Here is a 19,965-nt window from a genome sequence, read left to right as displayed (position 1 = left end):
CTCTAAATCAGAATAAACGTTTTTTCTCAGTCTCTGTTCCACATTTCCCAAATGCATAATGGAGTCAAAAAGAAATCCTTCTTATTTTTCAAATTTAATGCTTTTATTTTCAACTGACATCCCAACTGTCAATCAAACCATCAACATATAAACACCTGATGCCACTAACGCACCAATGACAGGCCCAACAATTGGTACCCATGAATAACTCCAATCAGAGTCCCCTTTAGTCGAAATCGGTAATATTTGATGTGCTAAACGAGGACCAAAATCACGTGCTGGATTGATTGCATAGCCTGTAGGTCCCCCTAAAGACAAACCAATTGATAAGATTAACGCTCCGACAACTAACGGATTTAGACCATCTGTAAAACTATGTTGTGAAAACGAAAGTAAACCTAAAACTAAAACAAATGTCCCAATCACTTCCGTTACCATATTCGCTGGATAATTACGAATCGCAGGACCGGTAGCAAATGTCCCTAAAATAGCACCTTGATCTTCTGTTACTTGCCAGTGAGGCAAATAGGCTAACCAAACTAAAACCGCTCCGACAATTGCTCCCAGCACTTGTGCTAAAATAAACGGTACAACCAAACTCCATTCAAAACTTCCCGTCATTGCCATCGCGATTGTCACCGCTGGATTCAAATGAGCAGGTCCCATATAGCCTGCAACGTAAACTGCAATCGTTACAGCCATCGCCCAACCAAATGCAATCACGATCCACCCCGATGCTGCAGACTTACTTTTCTTTAAATTAACGCCTGCACAGACGCCGTCCCCCAAAAGAATCAAAATCATTGTCCCTAAAAACTCACTGAAAATCTGTGTCATATTTGAAGTATCCATTTTACTTCGTCCCTTCTTTCAATGTACTCAAGTCAGATTCTGCAATTAATTGATTTAGCTCGTTTGTATAGCGCTCTTTTTGTTCGTTGGACCAATCATGATAATGACTCATTTCTGAAATTACCCCTTGTTTGACTTCATCTAGCGTATCTCTCATAAAGAGCAGATGATTTGTTCTACGCACAAGATAATCTGCTGGTGTCAGTACCATCTCATTATCTAAAGCATAATGTAATGCTAATGTTTCAGCTAAACTTAAACCTGATACAGGTTCAGTTGTTTTGATTCTTTCAAAAAGTTCTGTCACATTTGAACCATATAAATGAGCAAGATATTCTGCTTCTTCTTGGCTCAGCCCTTTTTCCACGCCTAATGTTGCAAGATTATTTAATTCTGTCTCCACATTTGCTGCATCCAGATTTCCACCTGAAACAGGATATGTTTTAGAATCAATCAACTCAAACGTACAATTAAATTCTTCTTTCAAAATACGTTGGATTTCTTTTAACGCACCTTCTGCCATCTTACGATAATCTGTAATTTTACCGCCAGATAATGTCAATAAGCCATCATCTGAACGTTCTAGTAAACTACCACGTGAAACTGCTGAAGGATTTTCTTTGCTTTCCGCTAATGAATCTTCTAGATGATTCAAGACATTTTCTACATCGAAACGGGTTGCTTGCTGATTTCTATACTTATCAACGATATCAATGACTTGATTGAAACTTTCATCTGACACTTTGCCGTTATTGCCGCCGTTATAATCTGATCCGCCATTTTCTGAAATCAATGGTCTAAGGCCGGCCCAGCTTGCTTCGATATCATCGATCGTCACATGTGCTTTAGGATAATGACTGTTGACGATTTCTAGCAAGTAATCGACATCTTCTTGGGTAACAGTAGGATGCTCATAATCTCCAGTATAATCCGTGTCTGTCGTACCAAAATAGGTTTTCTTTTCTCTAGGAACAACGAAAACCATCCGTCCATCATGTTTTCCTGTATCAAAATAAGTTGGTTGAGGTACATATAGTTTGCTGCTATCGACAACAAGATGGACTCCCTTTGTGGGGCGCATTTGCGGTACTAGATTTTCTTTCATATCCAAACCGCGAACTTTATCTGACCAGGGTCCCGTCGTATTGATAACGACTTTAGCTTTGATTTCAAATTGTTCACCTGTCAGTAAATCTTCTGCTTTTACACCAATGATTTTACCTTGATTATTTTGTATGAAGCCCACAGCTTTAACTTTACTGACCATCAACCCACCATCGAAAGCTGCTCTCTTAATATTTTCGATCACAAGTCGAGCATCATTATTTCTAAAATCTAGATAGACACCACCGCCTTGTAATCCTTCACTTTTCAATTGAGGTTCTCTTTCTAGCACTTCTTCTTTTGTCAGTGTATAATTCTCATATTTTGTGCCGATCACATTTGCTAAGCGGTCATAAAGATCCATTGCCACTTTGACCGAAAACATATTGAACGTTGCTTTTGGCTCATCATAAATTGGTAAAAGCATTGGATCAGGTTTTGGAATATGTGGTGCAATTGCTTGAACAACAGCACGTTCTTGGACTGTATCTGCGACGACTTCTACATCAAAATTTTTCAAATAACGAATTCCGCCGTGTACTAATTTAGTTGAACGAGATGATGTGCCTTCTGCAAAATCCTGCATTTCGATCAAACCCGTTTTCATACCAGCAGCACTAGCTTGTAAGGCAACACCTGCGCCTGTAATACCACCGCCAATGATCAATAAATCTAATTCTTCAGACTTCATCTTTTCAATAGACGCTTGTCTCGTTTTAATTGAAAATGACATACCACTCACTTCTTCCTTTATTTTGATTTATGTTTGAACATTTGTGTGGCAGCGACCGCTTGTTGCCAACCCTCGTATAAATCATCACGTTCTTCATCAGACATTTTTGCTTCAAACACTTGTCCATCTTCATAAAACTCTTTTAGTTCATCTAAATCTTTCCAAAAGCCAACAGCTAAACCTGCTAAAAAGGCTGCTCCTAAGGCTGTTGTTTCTAAATTTTGCGCTTTTTGAACAGAAGTATTTAAAATATCTGCTTGGAATTGCATCAATAAATCATTGTTAGCAGCTCCTCCGTCTACTTTTAAGATTGGAATAGAGATACCAGTATCTTTTTGCATGGTGTCAATAATGTCTCGTACTTGATAAGCTACTGATTGCAATGTCGCTTTTACAAAATCTTCTCTCGTTGTTCCTCTCGTTAAACCAAACACGGCGCCTCTTGCATCTGAATCCCAATATGGTGCACCAAGTCCTGTAAATGCTGGTACGACATAGACTTCGTTTTTATTGTGGGATTCATTTGCTACAGTTTCTGATTCCGCAGCTGTTTGAATCATCTTCAAGCCATCACGTAACCATTGGATGGCTGAACCAGCAACGAAAATACTTCCTTCCAAAGCGTAATAGACTTTTCCATTGATGCCATACCCTATCGTAGTTAGTAGATTATTGTCAGAAAGTTGAGGTTTTTCACCTGTATTCATCACGATAAATGAACCTGTACCATACGTATTTTTAACCATCCCAGGTTCAAAAGCCATTTGCCCAAACAATGCAGCTTGTTGGTCACCTGCCATACCTGAGATCGGAATTTCGCTTCCATAGAAATGATAGTTTTTCGTCAACCCATAAACTTCAGAGTTCGATGTCGCTTTTGGCAGCATCACACGAGGAATGTTTAAAATATCCAAAATATCTTGATCCCAATCTAAGTCATGAATGTTGAATAGCATCGTACGACTTGCATTGGAATAATCTGTTACATGGGTTTCTCCACCCGTTAATTTCCAAACTAGCCAAGAATCAATTGTTCCAAATAATAAATCTCCTTTTTCAGCTCTCGCTTGTGCCCCTTCAACATGATCTAAAATCCAACGAATCTTTGTTGCTGAAAAATAAGCATCTACGATCAAGCCTGTTTTTTCGTGAATCATGTCTCCATGTCCGTCTTCTTTTAATTGATCAGCGATTGGTGAAGACTGACGAGACTGCCACACGATCGCATTATAAATCGGTAGTCCTGTTTGTTTGTCCCACACAACAGTTGTCTCACGTTGGTTGGTAATACCGATCCCTGCAATATCAGAAGGTTTAACCCCTGATTCGATCAAAGCCCCTGCGATTACAGATTGAACAGAATTCCAAATTTCATTAGCATTGTGCTCTACCCAACCTGCTTTAGGAAAAATTTGTGTAAATTCTTTTTGAGAACTACCGATATTATTGCCTTTCTTATCAAAAATAATTGCTCTTGAACTTGTTGTTCCTTGGTCGATCGCCATAATGTATTTTTGTTCTGTCATTAGAATTCTCTCCCTTTCATGAAAACGCTTTATATTTCATGTATTTATAATAGTCGGAAACCGTTTCATAAAAACGTCATCTTTTTTTTTATTTCAAAAATAAATGAAAGTTTTTCAATATAACCTTGTCTTATCAATAAAAAAGACCAAAAATAAAATAGTACATCTTTTTATCTTTGGACTTTCTATTCAATTTATCTTTTATTATGCAACGCCCGAATTTTCATTCTGATTTGGTTGATATCATAAGTTGAGCCAAGTTCCGATAATACATAAACTTCTTTGGCAGAGCGATACGTATTGGGCTTCATAACATTTGTAATCATCAAATCATAAGTTCTTTTTGAGTCAAATGGTTCAATTGTTAAACCATTTAAATTTTTCAAACTCAAAACCAAGACCTGAGTCATTACTTCTTTATATAAATGATCCATCTTTAAATCAATCCCAATCCGAGTTTCACCAACAATTTCAAAATCAATGATTGCTAATACACTAAGATACTTCACCAATGACCATTCATACAAACTATTCCCCTTTTCATACTTTTCCCCAAAACACTCTAAACTTTTATCTAAAAGAACACGAGAAAAATCTGCCAGTCGATGGCTGGAAAGGCTCTGCTCTTTTTGCCAAATGTTCTCTCGGTCAAATAACTCCAGTTCTCCTTTAAAAAAATATAACCGACTATGAATTTGAGAGAAATAATAAAAGATCTTTTTTTCTAATTCAGGGAAAAATTTTTGCGGGCGATAATACAAAATTACATGTTCTAAGACAAACGTATCTGCTAGTGATGTTGGTGTCCGGCGACCACGAATCAAACTATACGCGGCAAAATCTGACTCCTCTAAAACCGACATACTCGTCAAAAAAATAAAATGTAGTAAACTTTCTTCTTCATCGATTTCAAGTGGATATCGACTAAAAAAGCGTATAACAAAAGCGCGCAATGTTTTAAAAAAAGGATCCTGTTCATAGACTTGGCTTTTACCATACAATTCTTTAAAATTTTTTGGCTGTACTACGATTCTTTTTTTACTGATGGTCAACCATAAACTGAGCTTCAGCTTGCCATGTTCTTCAAAAGAAAGAGACAATGCTTTCTCTAAAGCCTCAATGATCCTAGAATTTTGAATGGTCAGTGTTTTTTCTTGATGGATGTCATAAGGTGTCAAAAACCAATAAATTTGAAAGTAAAAGTAGCGAATTTGCAGTTCCTCACCTTTTAATTGACCGTTGCGGATTTTAAGATCAAATTCTTTTAACAACGAATTAAGCTCTTTGATTTTTCTAAATAAAGAAGACTCACTGATCATAAATTTTGTCGTAAGCTGAGCAATAGTAAATTCACGATAATGAAATAAATAATCAATCAGTTGAAACTTGATTGACGCCCGAACATAATCATCTAAAATTTTACTAATAGAAAATTGGTCTGACATATGGATGACTACCCATTGTCCATCATAAAATAGCGAACAGTCTTTTTCATATGGTTTTAAGTAATAGCCTAGTTCCTTTAAATCACTTTCAAAAGAAGCCTTTGAAACTCCTAAATAATCTAGCAACTCGGTATCCTTGACTCGACCACCAGCCAAAATTACTTTTTTTAAAATACCGACTTCCCTTGCTTCTTTTTTATCTAACAATTCTTCAATTTTCATCTGCTTCACTCCACAAACCTTCAAAACCTAATTGGTTCGTGATATCTATCACGCTAGAATAATAAGGATGGTACAAAAAATCTTTCTGATAAAATTCTTCTAAAGTCTGACCCATTTGAATGCCAAGTGCTAATGTGTTGATTTTTTCTAGAATATTAGCTTTTGAGACTAATTGTGCCCCTAAAATTTTATGACTGTCTTTTTCAAAAATAATTTTCCCACTAACTTTTTCATTTCCAGAAAATAAAGAACTTCTTTGGTGAACATGGGTAACAGAAATCGGCTGCTCATGAAACAAACCTTCTGCCTCCGTTAATCCAGTACTGGCTACATAATAATCGACCAGTTTTGTACCGATCGTGCGGATCGAGCCAACGAATGGCGTCGTAGGCTCTACAAGATTTTGAGCCACAACTAATCCCGTCCTTACTGCATTATTCACCAGCGGGATATAAAATGACTCTTTAGATAAACTATAAGGCACTTGAATACAATCACCGATTGCAAAAATATCCTCTTGAGAAGTTTGCAAATACTCATTTACAAAAACAGTTTGATCCGTATGCTTTTGGATCTGTTCGTCTAAATAGCGTAAATCTGGACGGACATTCATTGCAAAAATAGCACTATCACATAACAATTGAGACTTCTTCGTTTCAATCAAAAGTGCTTTACCGGTATCTGTTACTTTTTCAACAGTCTCATTAAAATGGAAAATGACCCCTCGAGCGCTCATTTCTGCTTGTACGGGCCGGATCATTTCTTCATCAAAATACTTGAATAATAAATAATCCATCCGTTCAAACAGATGCACTTCTTTGCCTTTTTTCAGCAAAGTATCAGCCGCTTCCCCACCTATTTGGCCACCGCCGATCAATGCGACTGTATTACTATTTTCCAAATGTTCGATTGCGTTTACTACTCCTTGTAAAAATTTATATTTTAAAACCTTTTCTGAATCACTACCGAGAATTTTCTGGGACCACTGACTAGAACCTGTTGCTAAAATCAGTTTGTCAAATGACATAAAAAAATCAGATTCTTGTTTTTCATACTTAATAATACGCTGTTTTGAATCCATACTGACGACTTCTGCGTTTAACAACAAAGAAATACCGTTATCTACTAGCTGTTCTTCTGAAATGAACTGAGCTGTTTCAATAGGACCGATCGTTTCATTGAAATACAGATTGATTCCTCCAGGCAAATAACCTATTGTTTGTTGCTTATCAATTAAATGGATTTCAGCCTTGGGATGTTTTTTTCTAATCGCTAAAGCAGCAGATACTCCCGCAAATGAAGCCCCTATAATCACGACTTTCATAGTAGAATCCTTCTTTCTAAAATAGTAAACCGTTTTCTTAAAGAATAGCATACGCATGCACTTATCGCATAGAAAAAAGCTAATTTGTTTGAGTATTATACAAAAAAACTCGTCTACTCACTATGTAAGAGAGCAAACGAATTTTTTAATTGTACAATTGTATTTTTAATTATCCTTCATGAACTCCTGAATCGCTTCAGCATTCTTCTGTTCATCAAGCTCGATCACGCTTCCAGATTCAGTATAATCATTAAAGTTCCATGTCCCCTCTACAGGAACTGATAATGATTTTAATGGCTTCACTTTTCCAGAAAGAAAATCTTTCGCCAAATCGATCAATAAACTTGTTGGTACATTTGTATCAATTTTCCCAACCATTTTTCCAGCAACTTGAGGTAGTTCCCATACTGGAATCAAATCTTTAGACTGCTCAACTAAAGCATCCATCACTTGTTGTTGACGTCTGATCCGACCAAAGTCACCTTCTTCATCCATCCTAAAACGAGCATACTGCAATAAACTATTCCCATGCAAAGTTTGCTTTCCTTTAAGAATGTCTACACCGTCTAAATTAATATCTTTTTCAGCATCGATTGTGACCCCTTTTGGATAAAGTTCATCAATGATGTCACTAAACTCTTTAAAATCCATTACCACATAGTAATTGATTGGTAAATCAAAGTTGGTTTTCAACACATCTTTAGTCATTTGTGCGCCGCCATATGCGTATGCTGCATTTATTTTATCTTGTCCACCATCAGGAAATGTTACATAACTATCTCTCATGATTGAAATCAATTTAGGCTGTTTCGTTTTTCCATCATAGTGAGCCACCATCAACGTATCTGAACGACCTTGATCCTCGTCATCATCTCTCGAATCATTCCCAACGACCATAACAGTTATTTGTTTATCGCTCGTTTGTTCATCTCCAGTAAAGTTTTCATTTTTATTGGAAAGTTTTGATTCACTCTTTTCTTTGGCTGTTTGGAATGAAATCGCCGCATAACAGCCTACACTCACAACTACAAGTAGAATTGATAATAATGTAATCGTCACTATTTTTACAGATTTTTTCATTGTTTATTCCTTTCTAAACATAAAAATTGAATCGATTTGTTTAATCTTGACTAAAATTAGATAATTGCATTTTTTCTTAGCTAAAAGAAAAAATCCCTCACCAAGAATACTCAGCGAAGGGATCAGAATACGGCGACTTAAACACATGGCATTCGCCATGAATTTGCAATTTATCTAGATCTTCTCTTCGTTGAGTTTTAGCACTATATAACGTAAAAAGCATTGCCTTTAGCTACTTTGAAAAACGCCTTAATTCGACGAATCTTGTCCTACCCGTACCTGTCTTTCGACATTTCTGAGCAGTAGCCTGTGTTTATATAGGAGCCTCACCTAACAAGTATTTAATTCATTTTAAACTATAAGCGTATCGAATCACAAAGTCAAATTAAATTTTATAAATGCTGTTCAATTTAAAACTAAGTTATTAAAATATAACTATTCTGTACCTAACACTGCAGTAAAAGTAAATTATGACAACAACTATTTTAAATGAAAAAATCTTTACATTTTCTTAAAAAATACCTATTTCACTTTAAAAAGCAACTTTAGATAGACATTCCTCCCTTTATCTGTTTCAATGTTTAAAAGACAGAACACTTGGAGGATACGCATGGAACACTTTTTAGAAAAACAACAAGAGTACTTTTTTAATTTTTTAACCGATAGCATCGACAACTTTTTATTAGATCATTCCGACGAAACCTTTTATGCATTTGCATTAGACTGTAATATTTATGAAGAAGGTGAAATAAACCTTTGTTTTAATACTGTAGATCTTTGGCAAGAAACAACAAATTATTATGCAAGTAGAGGTCACAGCAACATACAATTAGAAGAAATGAAATACAATTCCAGTGACTGGGATGAAAATCAACGTTTTGCCTCCCTTCACCTATTTGATGATTGGGTGGAAGATGAGCAAGATATTGAAATGGTTCTTGAATGGCTTTGTCAGCAAATAATCCTCTTGACTGACAGCGAAACGTTCGAACGAATCCCAAAAACAGAAGATTTTAAGCTATTGGTTTACGATCATGACGAAACACCTTCTGACTCACAAGAAAGATTTGAAAAAATCGGAATGTCAGAACTTTTTCAAATAGAATAACAAAAAAATGCTTGTTTTTAAGGTTAAAAACAAGCATTTTTTTGTATCTAGTTTCTAAATAAAGCTATGATATCATTCGTTAAAGTAGTTTAAAAACAAAACGCCAATTCTTCCACATTAAAAAAAGCTACTAATATTTCATTCACCTTTTCCACTAATTTCTTCTCGTCCGTAATTTGATCCCTTGTTTCAATTGCCACTGCCCCATTTGTATACGTCAGAAAATCATATTCTTCTTTGAGCGTAACTTGATGATCCTCTTTTTTATATAACGTATAATCATCGATAACATCTATCTCGTATTCACGTTTGTAGCCATTTTTTAACGCTATTGCAGTTATCAAAGAATTGACTGTCAATGCTTCTAAAGGAATAACTTGTTCGTCTATCGTCAATGTATAATTTTCATCCTCAATAATTCCACAAGCATTGCAACCACCATCTAATAAATTCACTGTTTTACTAATTAATGCTTTTTTCATTCTTACAGATCCTTTCTTACGCCTCTATCTATTTCCTTATCTATTATATCAAAAATGAAGAGACAATAAAGCAACTAATTGCTATTAAACATTATGAATAACCACTACAAAAAGGACCAGTTGACGACAAGACGCAAGTTAAATTCAAACTAAAATAGACATCTCCATCCTCTACTCATGCAGAAAACAGAGATGTTTATTTATTCCACTCGTTTCTTCCTTCGCCACAAAATATACGTTTGTATCATTACCAATAAAACCAACAGTATAATCACAAAAATCAACCAAATCGGAACTTGACTGACAACCTTAGTTTCTTTATTTTCTTCATTGATTATCTTCGCTTGTTCCCTAGTAATCTCAAATTCATTCTCAAATTCCCATTTTTTCCCATCTTGATTGATTAGCGTTTTACTGATATATTTTCCAGGTTCTAACTGTCTTTTGATTGGTACTGGAAAATCCATCACAGAATCCGGTGCCATTTCCAGCGCTTCTTTTTCTAACTTGATCAAAGGAGTTTTTTTCCCTTTTTTTTGAATCGCAAATTTTAGATCCATTTTCTTTGAAATTGCTGCATTTTTATTGCGAATCGAATGAATCACTGCTATTTTTTTCCCTTGTTTGGATCTCGCTACGTTTACTGTATCTATTTCATAATCAGGTAAAACAGATGTACCCGTCTCATTCAAGACAACACCTACCACATAATGAAAGCGTTGTTTAATGGTCACATCTTTATTTTTGGTTTCACTTTCAGCTAACTTTTTAGTAAAACGCAATCCTCCTACAATAACACCATCATATCTTTCCTTTGGCATCTTCACCTGAAAACGAGCAATTTTTGTTTCATACGGCTGCAATGAAATATTCGTTTCTAAAACCTTGATCAGCGATTCAAAAGGATAAACCAACGTCTTATCTTTGATTCCTTTTACTGTATAGTCGATCATTCCCTCTTCCGTTGTCGATGCATTTATTGCATTAATTGAAACAGAAATAGGAGCATCCTCTGGATTAACCAATCTAACTTGTAACTCTTGTTCTTCTTGTGGCAACATCACTAAATCAAAATATGATTTAGTGCTATCAACTTGATTCTGCGGAATAACTGCTTGTACATAGAAACTGTTTGTTTCTTCACTTTTTTCTTGTGCAAAAGCAGTTTTTACATTCAATAAACTAACAAAAAAAATAAGTCCGGTAAAAAATAATACATGAATCCCATTTAACTTGGAACAACCACTCATCTAAATCACTCCTTAACTTAATCAGAAAAAAGAGTGGAATAAATACTACTCATCCCACTCTCTTAAATCATCCTTTGGTTCTATGGGGCATCCGCCAATGTCCAGTCAATCGTAGAGGTATGTTTACCAAGTGTTGCCATTGCAGCTGGCACATCTAGTGTCACACCTTTGCTTTCAGCATCTGGCCACGTAAACGTCCATGTTCCGGCACCTGCTCCTGCTGCTGCCGTTGCAAATGGTGTTGCAGTTGCAGCACCGCTCGTTAACTTGACTGTATTAACTGGTATTGGTGCATCCGCATCACTGTTTGTTCCTGCTTGTGTATTTTTAAAATTCAAGCTGGCGTTTGGTAAAGATGCGGCAGCAGAACTATCTTTGAACCCATTTAATTTTCCGCTAAGCTTCCAGCCTGCATTTGTTCCTCTGGCATCTGATACAACAACATTGATCGCATCAGGATTAGTGGGAATATATGAGGCATCATTGACTGAAATCGTTTGTGACGCATAGCTAATCGTAGAAACAGCTTCTAACGTTAACGCACCTGGTGTAAAAGTGACATCCAAATCAGTTGCCTTATTAATATCAGCAGCTGACGCAGATTGACCTAAAAATAATGGAGCAAAAACAACCGATAATAATAAAACTTTTGAACTAGTAATAACAAACGTTGAACTCTTCATTTTATACACCCTCTCTTTATTAGTAAAGCTTATCGTTATTTGGCACCGACAGAAACAATAATTCTACCGCTCGCTGCTGTCTCAGTACCAAGTGTTGCCGCTGTATTAAAGGTAATCGACGTACCCGCCATTAACTGACGACTAGAAATATCTAGTGAAAAAGTACCATCTGCATTAACTGGTGCTTCTTCATAAACATTTCCTGGGAATCTCACTCTAATTTTAAATTGAGTTCCTTCTGGAGGATTTGTGATTTTAACTGATCCTTTGATTAGCCCATCGCCAACAAAGATTGGCGCTACAACTGGTGTAGGGACTACATAACCTTCTAAAGACGGAACCTTGCCAACTGCAAAAACCACACTGTCACTTTCTTTCCCTTTCAACGATTGAGCATGTTCTGCAATGGTTACTAATCTTAGTGGATCACCTTCTTTTAAATTTTTATCCGCTACAGGAATCGTAAAAGTGCCATCATTTCCAATCGCTACTTTTCTCACAGACCCATCAGGAAATTGAACTTGCATAAATAATTTAGCTTCTGTTGGAACGTTCGTTAACGTAATTGAACCTGTGATAAACTTGCTTCCTTCATTTACAGTTTTAAACTGTGGTTTTGGAACCTGATAGTTCTTTAACGGATCGACAATCACTTGTTTGACTTCCGGCTCACTGACATTGGTTCGCGTACCATCACTCGCCTCAACTATTACTTTCAGTATGTCGTTTCCTTGAGGTTGATATTTACCAAATGGAACCGTAAAACTACCATCTTCATTGATTGAACCAGTTAAATTCGTGCCATCAGGTAATGTCACTTTAGCGATAAAAGTGACACCTTTTGGAACAGGCTGAGTTACATCAACACTACCACTAAGACTAGATGAACCTTCTAAAACATCACTAATCACTGGTTTTGTAACCACATAGTGTAAAAATGGATCTGCTATTACTTGTTTGAATGTCGGATCACTGACTTTCGTGTACTTATCTACACTGGCTTCGATCACTATTTTTAGCTGGTCATTCCCTTGAGGCTTGTAGTCACCAAACGGAATCGAAAAAGTGCCATCTTCATTGACTGTTTCAGCTAAAGTTTTCCCATTAGGCAATTCGACTTTCGCTTTAAATGTCACACCTTCTGGCACTGGCTGTGTAACCACTACGCTTCCATTAAGACTCGTCACACCTTCTAAAATGTCTTCAACAACTGGTTTTGCAACTGAATAATTGACTAATGGATCTTCTTCTATTTTATCGAAATAGAGATTGATCGCATCCCCATTTGCATGAATCGTATTCAGTAATTCTAAATCAATAACAGGTTTATTGACCGCCATCGCAGTCACTTTTGCTTTTTCAGCAGTTATATCAGAAACTTTAGTGGAAAAATTAAAATCAACATCACCAAGTACATTGGCTTGCAACGCTTGTGTTAACACATCAGATGTTCCATTGGCAATTTTTCCTACTAGATCAAGCAAACCATTAACAGCTGGTTTCAATAGATCAAGAACAGGATTCAATATAGCAAGAAGTCCGGTAAATTTTAATCCAGCAACTGCTTCTTTCAGCGGATCGAACAACTTTGCGTAGGTCGTACGAACATATTGTCCTAATCCATCCGTAAAATCGACCATCACATATTTACCATCTGGTGATAATTTGCCTTCAACTGTTGCTTGATAGCTACCTAAATCTTGAAGCGAGTTAAGCCCTTCAAAAGCCTTTTCCAACGAATCTAGTTGTAATCCTAATGGTTTCGCCAACCCAAGGAGTCTTGTTACAAGTCCCCCTACTTTTAAGACCAAATCTTTGACCACTGGAACATCTCCTGGCACGATTGGAAGTAACTTAGCGCTGGCATTAATCAAAATCGGCCCATCGATTTTCCCTCGTAATTCATCTGGAATCGCAAAAACAATAACTTTTGGTGACACTAAACCAACATCTGCAACCGCGGTTCCTTTAAATGAAAGATCTAAATCATATGTAGAATCTGCATTTTTTTCCAACTTGACGCCATCATTGATAACGGTTCCATTATTGGAAGATAACTGTGTTCCTTTTAAAATACTGACATCTGCTAAATCCGCAGCATTTACTGATTCAGTAGCATCCGCTTCATACTGACGATTGTCCCCAAAAAATAGTAGCGAATTTGGAATAACTGCAGCTGATAATAAGACTGTAGTTCCCACTAACGTAATGATAGAACGATAATTCTTTTTCATGATTGCCTCCTTTTGCTTCTAGGTTAACTCAGGTAAATACATGATTGCAATGTAAAGAATACTATCTATATAATTTTATTTCAAATAATTGGATTGTAATTTGTGTTGAAAAATATATTTAAATGGTTAAAATTACACGACGTTTTTATTCATTAAAAATGTTGTGTAAAAGGCTTGTTGTTTATTTCCAAAATTAAGAATTATTTTGATGATTTTCATTTGGAAATCCCAGTATTTTTTTCAGTTAGTTAAATGAGAGACAACAAATCCAACTTTATTTATAGACAGGTAAATCACTTTTTGAATAAATAAAATAACAATGATTTTCTAAATAAAAATTTCATTATTTTAAATTATATATTGGAAAATAAAATGCCCTACTTAGCTTGTATACCCGTTCTTATGATAGAATAAGGCTATAGTAGCTTACTAAAAAATGGAGGGCACATTATGGACTATCAAGAAATACTTGCATTCTGGTTTGAGGAATGTGAACCTAGCCAGTGGTTTAAAAAGGACTTGGCTTTTGATGATCTTATCAAGGAAAGATTTTCAATGATCCATACCCAAGTAGCTCAAGGAGAAAAATCTATTTGGCGTAAAACCATTGAAGGACGATTGGCTGAAATTATTGTATTAGATCAATTTTCTCGAAATTTATTTAGAGGTGATCCAAAATCTTTTGCCTACGATGGCATGGCTTTGGTTTTGACACAAGAAGCGATCGCTACAGACGACTTGGACCAATTGACATCTCAGCAACGATCCTTTCTATTTATGCCGTTAATGCATTCTGAATCTTTAGTTATTCACGAAGAAGCATTAAAACGCTTTGCTGAAAAAGGCATGGAGCACAATCTTGAGTTTGAAAACAAACACCGTGATATTTTAGTTCGTTTTGGCCGTTATCCACATCGCAATGCACTATTGGGTAGATGTTCAACAGAAGAAGAAATCACCTTTTTAAAAGAACCAGGCTCTTCATTTTAATAAAAATAAAAAGTGAGCCTGAAACAAAACTAAAAACAGTTTTGTTTCAGGCTCCAAATCCGAAAAAACAGATTATAGATATTTTTCACATTTTAATCAAATTTATCCAAATCCAAAGATTTAATTTTGAAGTTATTTATTTGACATCCTCCATCATTTAAATAACCAAGAACAGAATAATTCACTCTAAAAATATCATTCGTTTTATCTGAGCTTTTTTTTGATAACATCATCTAAACAATTCTTTTTCAAAAAATGCTGCCACAACATCCATCATTTCACCTTTGACTAAGTGCCCTTCACCTTCGCCTGTAATGAACTGACTATTCTCAGCATAAGACTCACCTTCGATCATTTGATAAAATTCCGCCATATCTTCATAAGGAATTTTAGGATCTTTTGTTCCATGCCAAAATAAAACCGGACGCTGCGCTAACTTTTCTGGCGCTTCTGAAAGATCATACTTAGCTACCCAGCTAAGTAATAAAGGTAAATCACGTGGCACAAAAAAGTCCATTTCCGCTGATCGTTCCATCACTCGTTCAATATAGCGCTGTGGGGCTGGTGTTCCCATCATGCACGCTGCTGTTTTGATTTCTGGATGTTGGGTTAGTAAAGCGCATGTCGTGATACCTCCCATTGAAACACCGCCAACACCGATTTTTCCTGAATCAATCAACTCTTGTTTCTCAAAGTGACGCACCAACTGTGTAAACTCAATAATATTATATTGAATACTCGACCAAAATGTCACTGAAGGTATCGGCGATATCGGGCCTGTTTTTCGTTCCCCATGATTCATTGCATCAGGTAAAATCACACGTATTCCTTTTTTCGCTAATTTCCTAGCCTGAGTCAGTGATAATTCCTTCGCCGATTGCCAGCCATGATAATAAATAACTAAGGGTAACGTGCTATTTTTATGTTCTTCTGGAACAACTTCCAAAACTGGAATTTTCTTTATATATCGATGTCTAATACTAATTTTCATGTTGCTCACTCCTAAAAGACAATTATTCTTTGTTTAAGTATACACCCTAAACAAAAATTCACTGCTGTTTTAGCCTTAGCTATTAAATAGAATAAAAAAACAAAACACGTTATTGTCTATTTCTTTTCAAAACTCTTCTTCTTTTTCGTCTCTTTAAAAGGACTCTTAATCGTAATAATGTTAGCAGTAACACGATGATACCTAACATTCGACTAAAAATAACTACAACTAATTTAGGAAGATCGTTTTCATTTTTGTTGACCTGATAACTTTCTTCAATTGCCTTCAGATCATCCGGTTTAACAGGATAACGTGTACTTCCTAGTTTTTCAATATCACTTGCATCTGCATAATTTCCTAAGCCATCACTTGCTCTAAGATACATTTCTCCTTGGATACCTTCTCGATTTAAATCAATACTAAATAAGCCATTTTTATCCGCCGAAGTTTCCTGATAGTGGTACTCCTTATTATCTGTATAAAAAAGTTCGATTTGATAAGTATTTTTTGATGCAGGCATTTTAATTTCACCAGATATCGTTTTATTTTCTTTATTAAAATTGATTTCTGAAAAGAAGGTTGTTGGCTTATCACTACTAACTAGATATGGAACATTTTTGTAATGATAAATCACACCATCTTCAGAAGTAAAGCATAAGTCGGTTGAATAAATCCCTATTTTATCTGTTTGGACTGGATCGTTTTCATAGTACATATCTTTGATCTTGATCTTATCTCGATAAAAAATCGTTGCGATAAACCCACCATACTCATTCGTTGGACCATTCAATACAAAACTTGCAAAACTTACATAGGGCCTATTTTTGAAGGGAAACTCCAAATAAACCTCTTCTTTTTCCTTTTTAATACTTGTTGTTTTACCATTTAAAACTTGTTTTCGAGCATAGTGACGCGACAATTCATTTGAAGCATCATAACTTGATTCAGTAGAAGACTCCCCAATATCTTCTCCATAGCAACTCGTAGGTAAAAATAAAAACAACAAGTTAACAACCAACACCATTTTTTTCATAAAAAACTCCTCTAACAACTTCATAACATAAATGACATATTGCACACGTCATTTAGAGATTTTTAAATTATTCTTAACTATTAGCTATTAAATAAATCAGTTATCTTTTATAAAGTATAAAGAATACAAGTTAAAAAGAAAAGTTTTTTTTATATTCCGGATTGATTTTACTATAAAAGTAACAAAAAAACTCTGAATCCATGTATGAACTGGGCTCAGAGTTTCGAGTTAAAACCTTATTTTGTTTCACGGTGTAAAGTAACTTTTCTTTCACGTGGACAATATTTTTGTTTTTCCAAACGATCAGGATTGTTACGTTTATTTTTGCTTGTTAGGTAGTTACGTTCTTTACAAGAAGTACATTCTAAAGTAATGTTTACGCGCATGTGTTTTCCCTCCTATATCTAATTTCGTATTCCTAAGATATTTCTTAGCCTCAAATATCATATCATGTTTATTCAAGAATTTCTACCCTTTTGACGAAATTTGTAAAGGAAAACTACTTTACAAATTTTTATTGTTGTTTATAATCTGCATACGCATCTACAATGGCTTTTGCCATCAATTGATTTGGTCTGGTACTTTCACTTGTTAAATGAGGTAAAATCACGCTGACAGCAATCTCAGGGTCATTGTACGGTGCATATGCAACCACATTACTGTTGTATGTAGCATGCTCCCCTACATTTGTCTCAGCAGTACCCGTTTTCGCAGCCATGTCTAATTTTGCCCCTTGCATATATTGTCCTGTAGTAAATGCACCTGAACCATGAACAACATCATAAAATCCTTGCTGAATGATATTCATTTGAGCTGGTGTAATATCAACTTTATTTAATTCTTTTGGTGCAATTTCTTTTTTTAGATCACCGATTGCACCATCTGGATTATTATTGTAAATTCCCTGAACCAGATGCGGAGCAAATCGAGTGCCGCCATTTGCAACAGTTGAAGCATATTGAGCTAGTTGCATTGCTGTATACGTATCATATTGACCGAAAGACAAATCAAGTAAATGACCCGGCATTGGCGCTAATTTAGGATCATCAAATGCAGTATTCGAAATCCCTGTAGATTCTCCTGGTAAATCGATCCCAGTCGAAACACCCATCCCATACTCACCAAATGTTTTGCGTAAAACATCAAATAAAGTACGATCTCCAGTTTGATAAGGGAGTTTCATATTATATTGATAGTCTGTTTTCATCATTTTTAATACCAGTTTCATCATATACGCATTCGATGAGTACTCCAATGCTTGTTCTGCGTTAAGCTGTATTTGATTCCCTGGAATCCTATTGAAAACAGAAGATTTCTGTTCACTTCCATATATTTGCAATGGTTCATCTATCAGAACATCGTTCCCAGTGATCACACCTTGTTCGTATCCTGCTGAAATCGTGGCTCCCTTAACGACAGAACCAGGTTCAAACGCTTTATTAATGGTTGCTAAAGGATTGGATGTTAATTCATTGGTTGCTAGATCTCGATCTAAAGCGACCATAGCCATAACAGCACCCGTTTTAGGATTCATAACCACTACATACGCACCATCTGAATAATTAGCGTTTCCTGTTCCTAACAATTGTTGATACTGCGACCGAACAACTTCTTCAATTTTTGTTTGAAAGCCTAAATCGATGGTTAATTTTAAATTATCCCCTTTTTCCCCTTCAGATAAAGGCTTTTGTGTAACGATTTTTCCGTTACTATCTAACGTTACTTCTGATTCAGCTTTTTTCCCTTGAAGAACATCTTCGTATTGTTTTTCCAAATAGCTTGTTCCTACACGGTCATTTCTTTCGTATCCTTTAGCTAAATACTCATCTGCTTCTTCTGCAGGTAATCCAGCTTTTTCTGAAGAAACTTTCCCTAAGATGCTTTTTAAAGCCATATCTTGCGGATAATCACGATCCCAATCCATCCCTGTAGAAACACCAGCGATTTCTGAGGTGTGCTCACCAATTATGGCGATTTCGTCTTGCGTTACACCTTCATTTTTGATAAAAGCAGTATTCAGCTCAGACACAGCATTCATCCGTTTAAATATCGTCGCCGCTTTCATGGTATGCTCATCAAAATTTATTTCCTCGGGGGTTACTTTATCTACTGTTAATACGTATAAAGTACCCTGATCAGTGATTTTATTTCCTTTTTCATCTTGCTTATCTTGATCTGTTAAACGATCTTGAGCAACTTTTAGGTTGTCAGGATTGGCTAACCAAAAATCTTTTTTGTCTCGTTCAGTTAATTCATCTGCCGGAACATCAATCAGATCATTTACTTTATTTGCAACGGCCAATAGTTCTTCAGTCTTAACTTTCTTACCTCGTGTATATGTGATTGCCAGATTTGATTTATTTCCGACTAATACATTCCCAGAAGCGTCATAAATTTGTCCTCTTGGTGCGCTGCTTTTGATTTTCAACGTAGAATTGGCATCCGCTTTTTCAGAAAATTGCTGTCCTTCCGCAATCTGCAAGTAGCCCAAGCGAACAATCAATGCCACAAACAAACCAAAAATCACAAAAAACAATAAGTTCAAGCGGAACGGTATATGTGATTTTTTACTCTTTTGCGTCATTGGTTCTTCATTATCTTTTTTTAATTTATCTAAAAAGCTCATTTTTTTCATTTATCATTAATCCTCCATATGAGAAAAGTCTCGCTTCTCTATTGTAACGAAAAAATACAAAAAAAAATAGAGGGAATCCTCTTACTAAGAAAATATTTAATTTTTAATAAATTAAAAGTGATTGGGACATAACTCTACGAGTTACAACCCAATCACTTGGAATCCGAATAAACGGTTGAAACAGAAACAAGCCTTTCGGAAATAAGCTAAAAATTGTTGTAAAACACCACGAGGTACGAACTTGTGTAGAACAGTACCTACTTAGTTCTGGGG

The 19,965-nt window shown here is 35.7% G+C and carries 16 protein-coding genes and 1 riboswitch; of the genes, 2 read left to right on the top strand and 14 right to left on the bottom strand.

What is annotated here, in order from left to right:
* Positions 1-132 precede the first annotated feature (132 nt).
* The 6 genes from IGJ02_RS03845 to IGJ02_RS03820 form a co-directional block, all read right to left on the bottom strand.
* Positions 133-852, bottom strand: a complete 720-nt coding sequence (locus IGJ02_RS03845; RefSeq protein WP_010760494.1) for an MIP/aquaporin family protein — start codon at positions 850-852, stop codon at positions 133-135.
* Position 853: 1 nt separating this feature from the next.
* Positions 854-2,689 (bottom strand): type 1 glycerol-3-phosphate oxidase, encoded by a 1,836-nt coding sequence (gene glpO, locus IGJ02_RS03840; RefSeq protein WP_430603366.1) that lies wholly within the window; start codon positions 2,687-2,689, stop codon positions 854-856.
* 17 nt (positions 2,690-2,706) lie between these two features.
* Positions 2,707-4,215, bottom strand: a complete 1,509-nt coding sequence (glpK, locus tag IGJ02_RS03835) for a glycerol kinase GlpK (RefSeq protein ID WP_430603364.1) — start codon at positions 4,213-4,215, stop codon at positions 2,707-2,709.
* Positions 4,216-4,409: 194 nt separating this feature from the next.
* The gene (locus IGJ02_RS03830) at positions 4,410-5,882 is read right to left on the bottom strand and encodes a helix-turn-helix domain-containing protein (RefSeq protein WP_430603363.1); all 1,473 of its coding nucleotides are present in this window, start codon (positions 5,880-5,882) and stop codon (positions 4,410-4,412) included.
* The gene (locus IGJ02_RS03825; RefSeq protein WP_430603362.1) at positions 5,872-7,206 is read right to left on the bottom strand and encodes an FAD-dependent oxidoreductase; all 1,335 of its coding nucleotides are present in this window, start codon (positions 7,204-7,206) and stop codon (positions 5,872-5,874) included. Before IGJ02_RS03825 ends, IGJ02_RS03830 begins: the two co-directional genes overlap by 11 nt.
* A gap of 165 nt (positions 7,207-7,371) precedes the next feature.
* Positions 7,372-8,286 (bottom strand): LCP family protein, encoded by a 915-nt coding sequence (locus tag IGJ02_RS03820; protein ID WP_010760489.1) that lies wholly within the window; start codon positions 8,284-8,286, stop codon positions 7,372-7,374.
* 176 nt (positions 8,287-8,462) lie between these two features.
* Positions 8,463-8,631: riboswitch (M-box (ykoK) riboswitch) on the bottom strand.
* Positions 8,632-8,896: 265 nt separating this feature from the next.
* On the opposite strand from IGJ02_RS03820, the gene IGJ02_RS03815 reads away from it, so the two are divergent.
* Positions 8,897-9,394 (top strand): DUF4303 domain-containing protein, encoded by a 498-nt coding sequence (locus IGJ02_RS03815; RefSeq protein WP_010760488.1) that lies wholly within the window; start codon positions 8,897-8,899, stop codon positions 9,392-9,394.
* Between the two features lie 89 nt (positions 9,395-9,483).
* On the opposite strand, the gene IGJ02_RS03810 is transcribed toward IGJ02_RS03815, so the two are convergent.
* From IGJ02_RS03810 to IGJ02_RS03795, 4 genes are all read right to left on the bottom strand, one after another.
* Entirely contained in the window at positions 9,484-9,876 is a 393-nt protein-coding gene (locus tag IGJ02_RS03810) for a DUF4809 family protein (protein WP_010760487.1), read from the bottom strand.
* 200 nt (positions 9,877-10,076) lie between these two features.
* Positions 10,077-11,126, bottom strand: coding sequence for a DUF916 and DUF3324 domain-containing protein (locus IGJ02_RS03805; protein ID WP_430603361.1), 1,050 nt, complete (start codon positions 11,124-11,126; stop codon positions 10,077-10,079).
* Positions 11,127-11,206: 80 nt separating this feature from the next.
* Positions 11,207-11,809: a WxL domain-containing protein gene (locus IGJ02_RS03800; protein ID WP_430603360.1), complete on the bottom strand. Its 603-nt coding sequence runs from the start codon at positions 11,807-11,809 to the stop codon at positions 11,207-11,209.
* A gap of 35 nt (positions 11,810-11,844) precedes the next feature.
* Positions 11,845-14,043 (bottom strand): adhesive domain-containing protein, encoded by a 2,199-nt coding sequence (locus tag IGJ02_RS03795; RefSeq protein ID WP_430603358.1) that lies wholly within the window; start codon positions 14,041-14,043, stop codon positions 11,845-11,847.
* A 450-nt stretch (positions 14,044-14,493) separates the two neighbouring features.
* Here IGJ02_RS03795 and IGJ02_RS03790 point away from each other — a divergent pair, with 450 nt between their 5' ends.
* Positions 14,494-15,033 (top strand): DUF924 family protein, encoded by a 540-nt coding sequence (locus IGJ02_RS03790; protein ID WP_430603356.1) that lies wholly within the window; start codon positions 14,494-14,496, stop codon positions 15,031-15,033.
* 229 nt (positions 15,034-15,262) lie between these two features.
* Here the strand turns inward: IGJ02_RS03790 and IGJ02_RS03785 are convergent, their stop codons facing one another.
* The 4 genes from IGJ02_RS03785 to IGJ02_RS03770 all read right to left on the bottom strand — a co-directional run bounded on the left by IGJ02_RS03785 (position 15,263) and on the right by IGJ02_RS03770 (position 19,692).
* Positions 15,263-16,024: an alpha/beta fold hydrolase gene (locus IGJ02_RS03785; protein WP_430603354.1), complete on the bottom strand. Its 762-nt coding sequence runs from the start codon at positions 16,022-16,024 to the stop codon at positions 15,263-15,265.
* A gap of 109 nt (positions 16,025-16,133) precedes the next feature.
* Positions 16,134-17,057, bottom strand: coding sequence for a hypothetical protein (locus IGJ02_RS03780; RefSeq protein WP_430603352.1), 924 nt, complete (start codon positions 17,055-17,057; stop codon positions 16,134-16,136).
* A 236-nt stretch (positions 17,058-17,293) separates the two neighbouring features.
* Complete coding sequence (gene rpmG, locus IGJ02_RS03775; protein ID WP_002296119.1) at positions 17,294-17,443, bottom strand: 50S ribosomal protein L33; 150 nt, start codon at positions 17,441-17,443, stop codon at positions 17,294-17,296.
* Positions 17,444-17,571: 128 nt separating this feature from the next.
* The gene (locus IGJ02_RS03770) at positions 17,572-19,692 is read right to left on the bottom strand and encodes a penicillin-binding transpeptidase domain-containing protein (protein ID WP_010760475.1); all 2,121 of its coding nucleotides are present in this window, start codon (positions 19,690-19,692) and stop codon (positions 17,572-17,574) included.
* Positions 19,693-19,965 lie beyond the last annotated feature (273 nt).

Source organism: Enterococcus sp. DIV0724b (genome assembly GCF_050531475.1).
Taxonomy (GTDB): domain Bacteria; phylum Bacillota; class Bacilli; order Lactobacillales; family Enterococcaceae; genus Enterococcus_L; species Enterococcus_L haemoperoxidus.
Note: the sequence above shows the minus strand (reverse complement) of the source record. Positions and strands in the feature narration are given on the sequence as shown.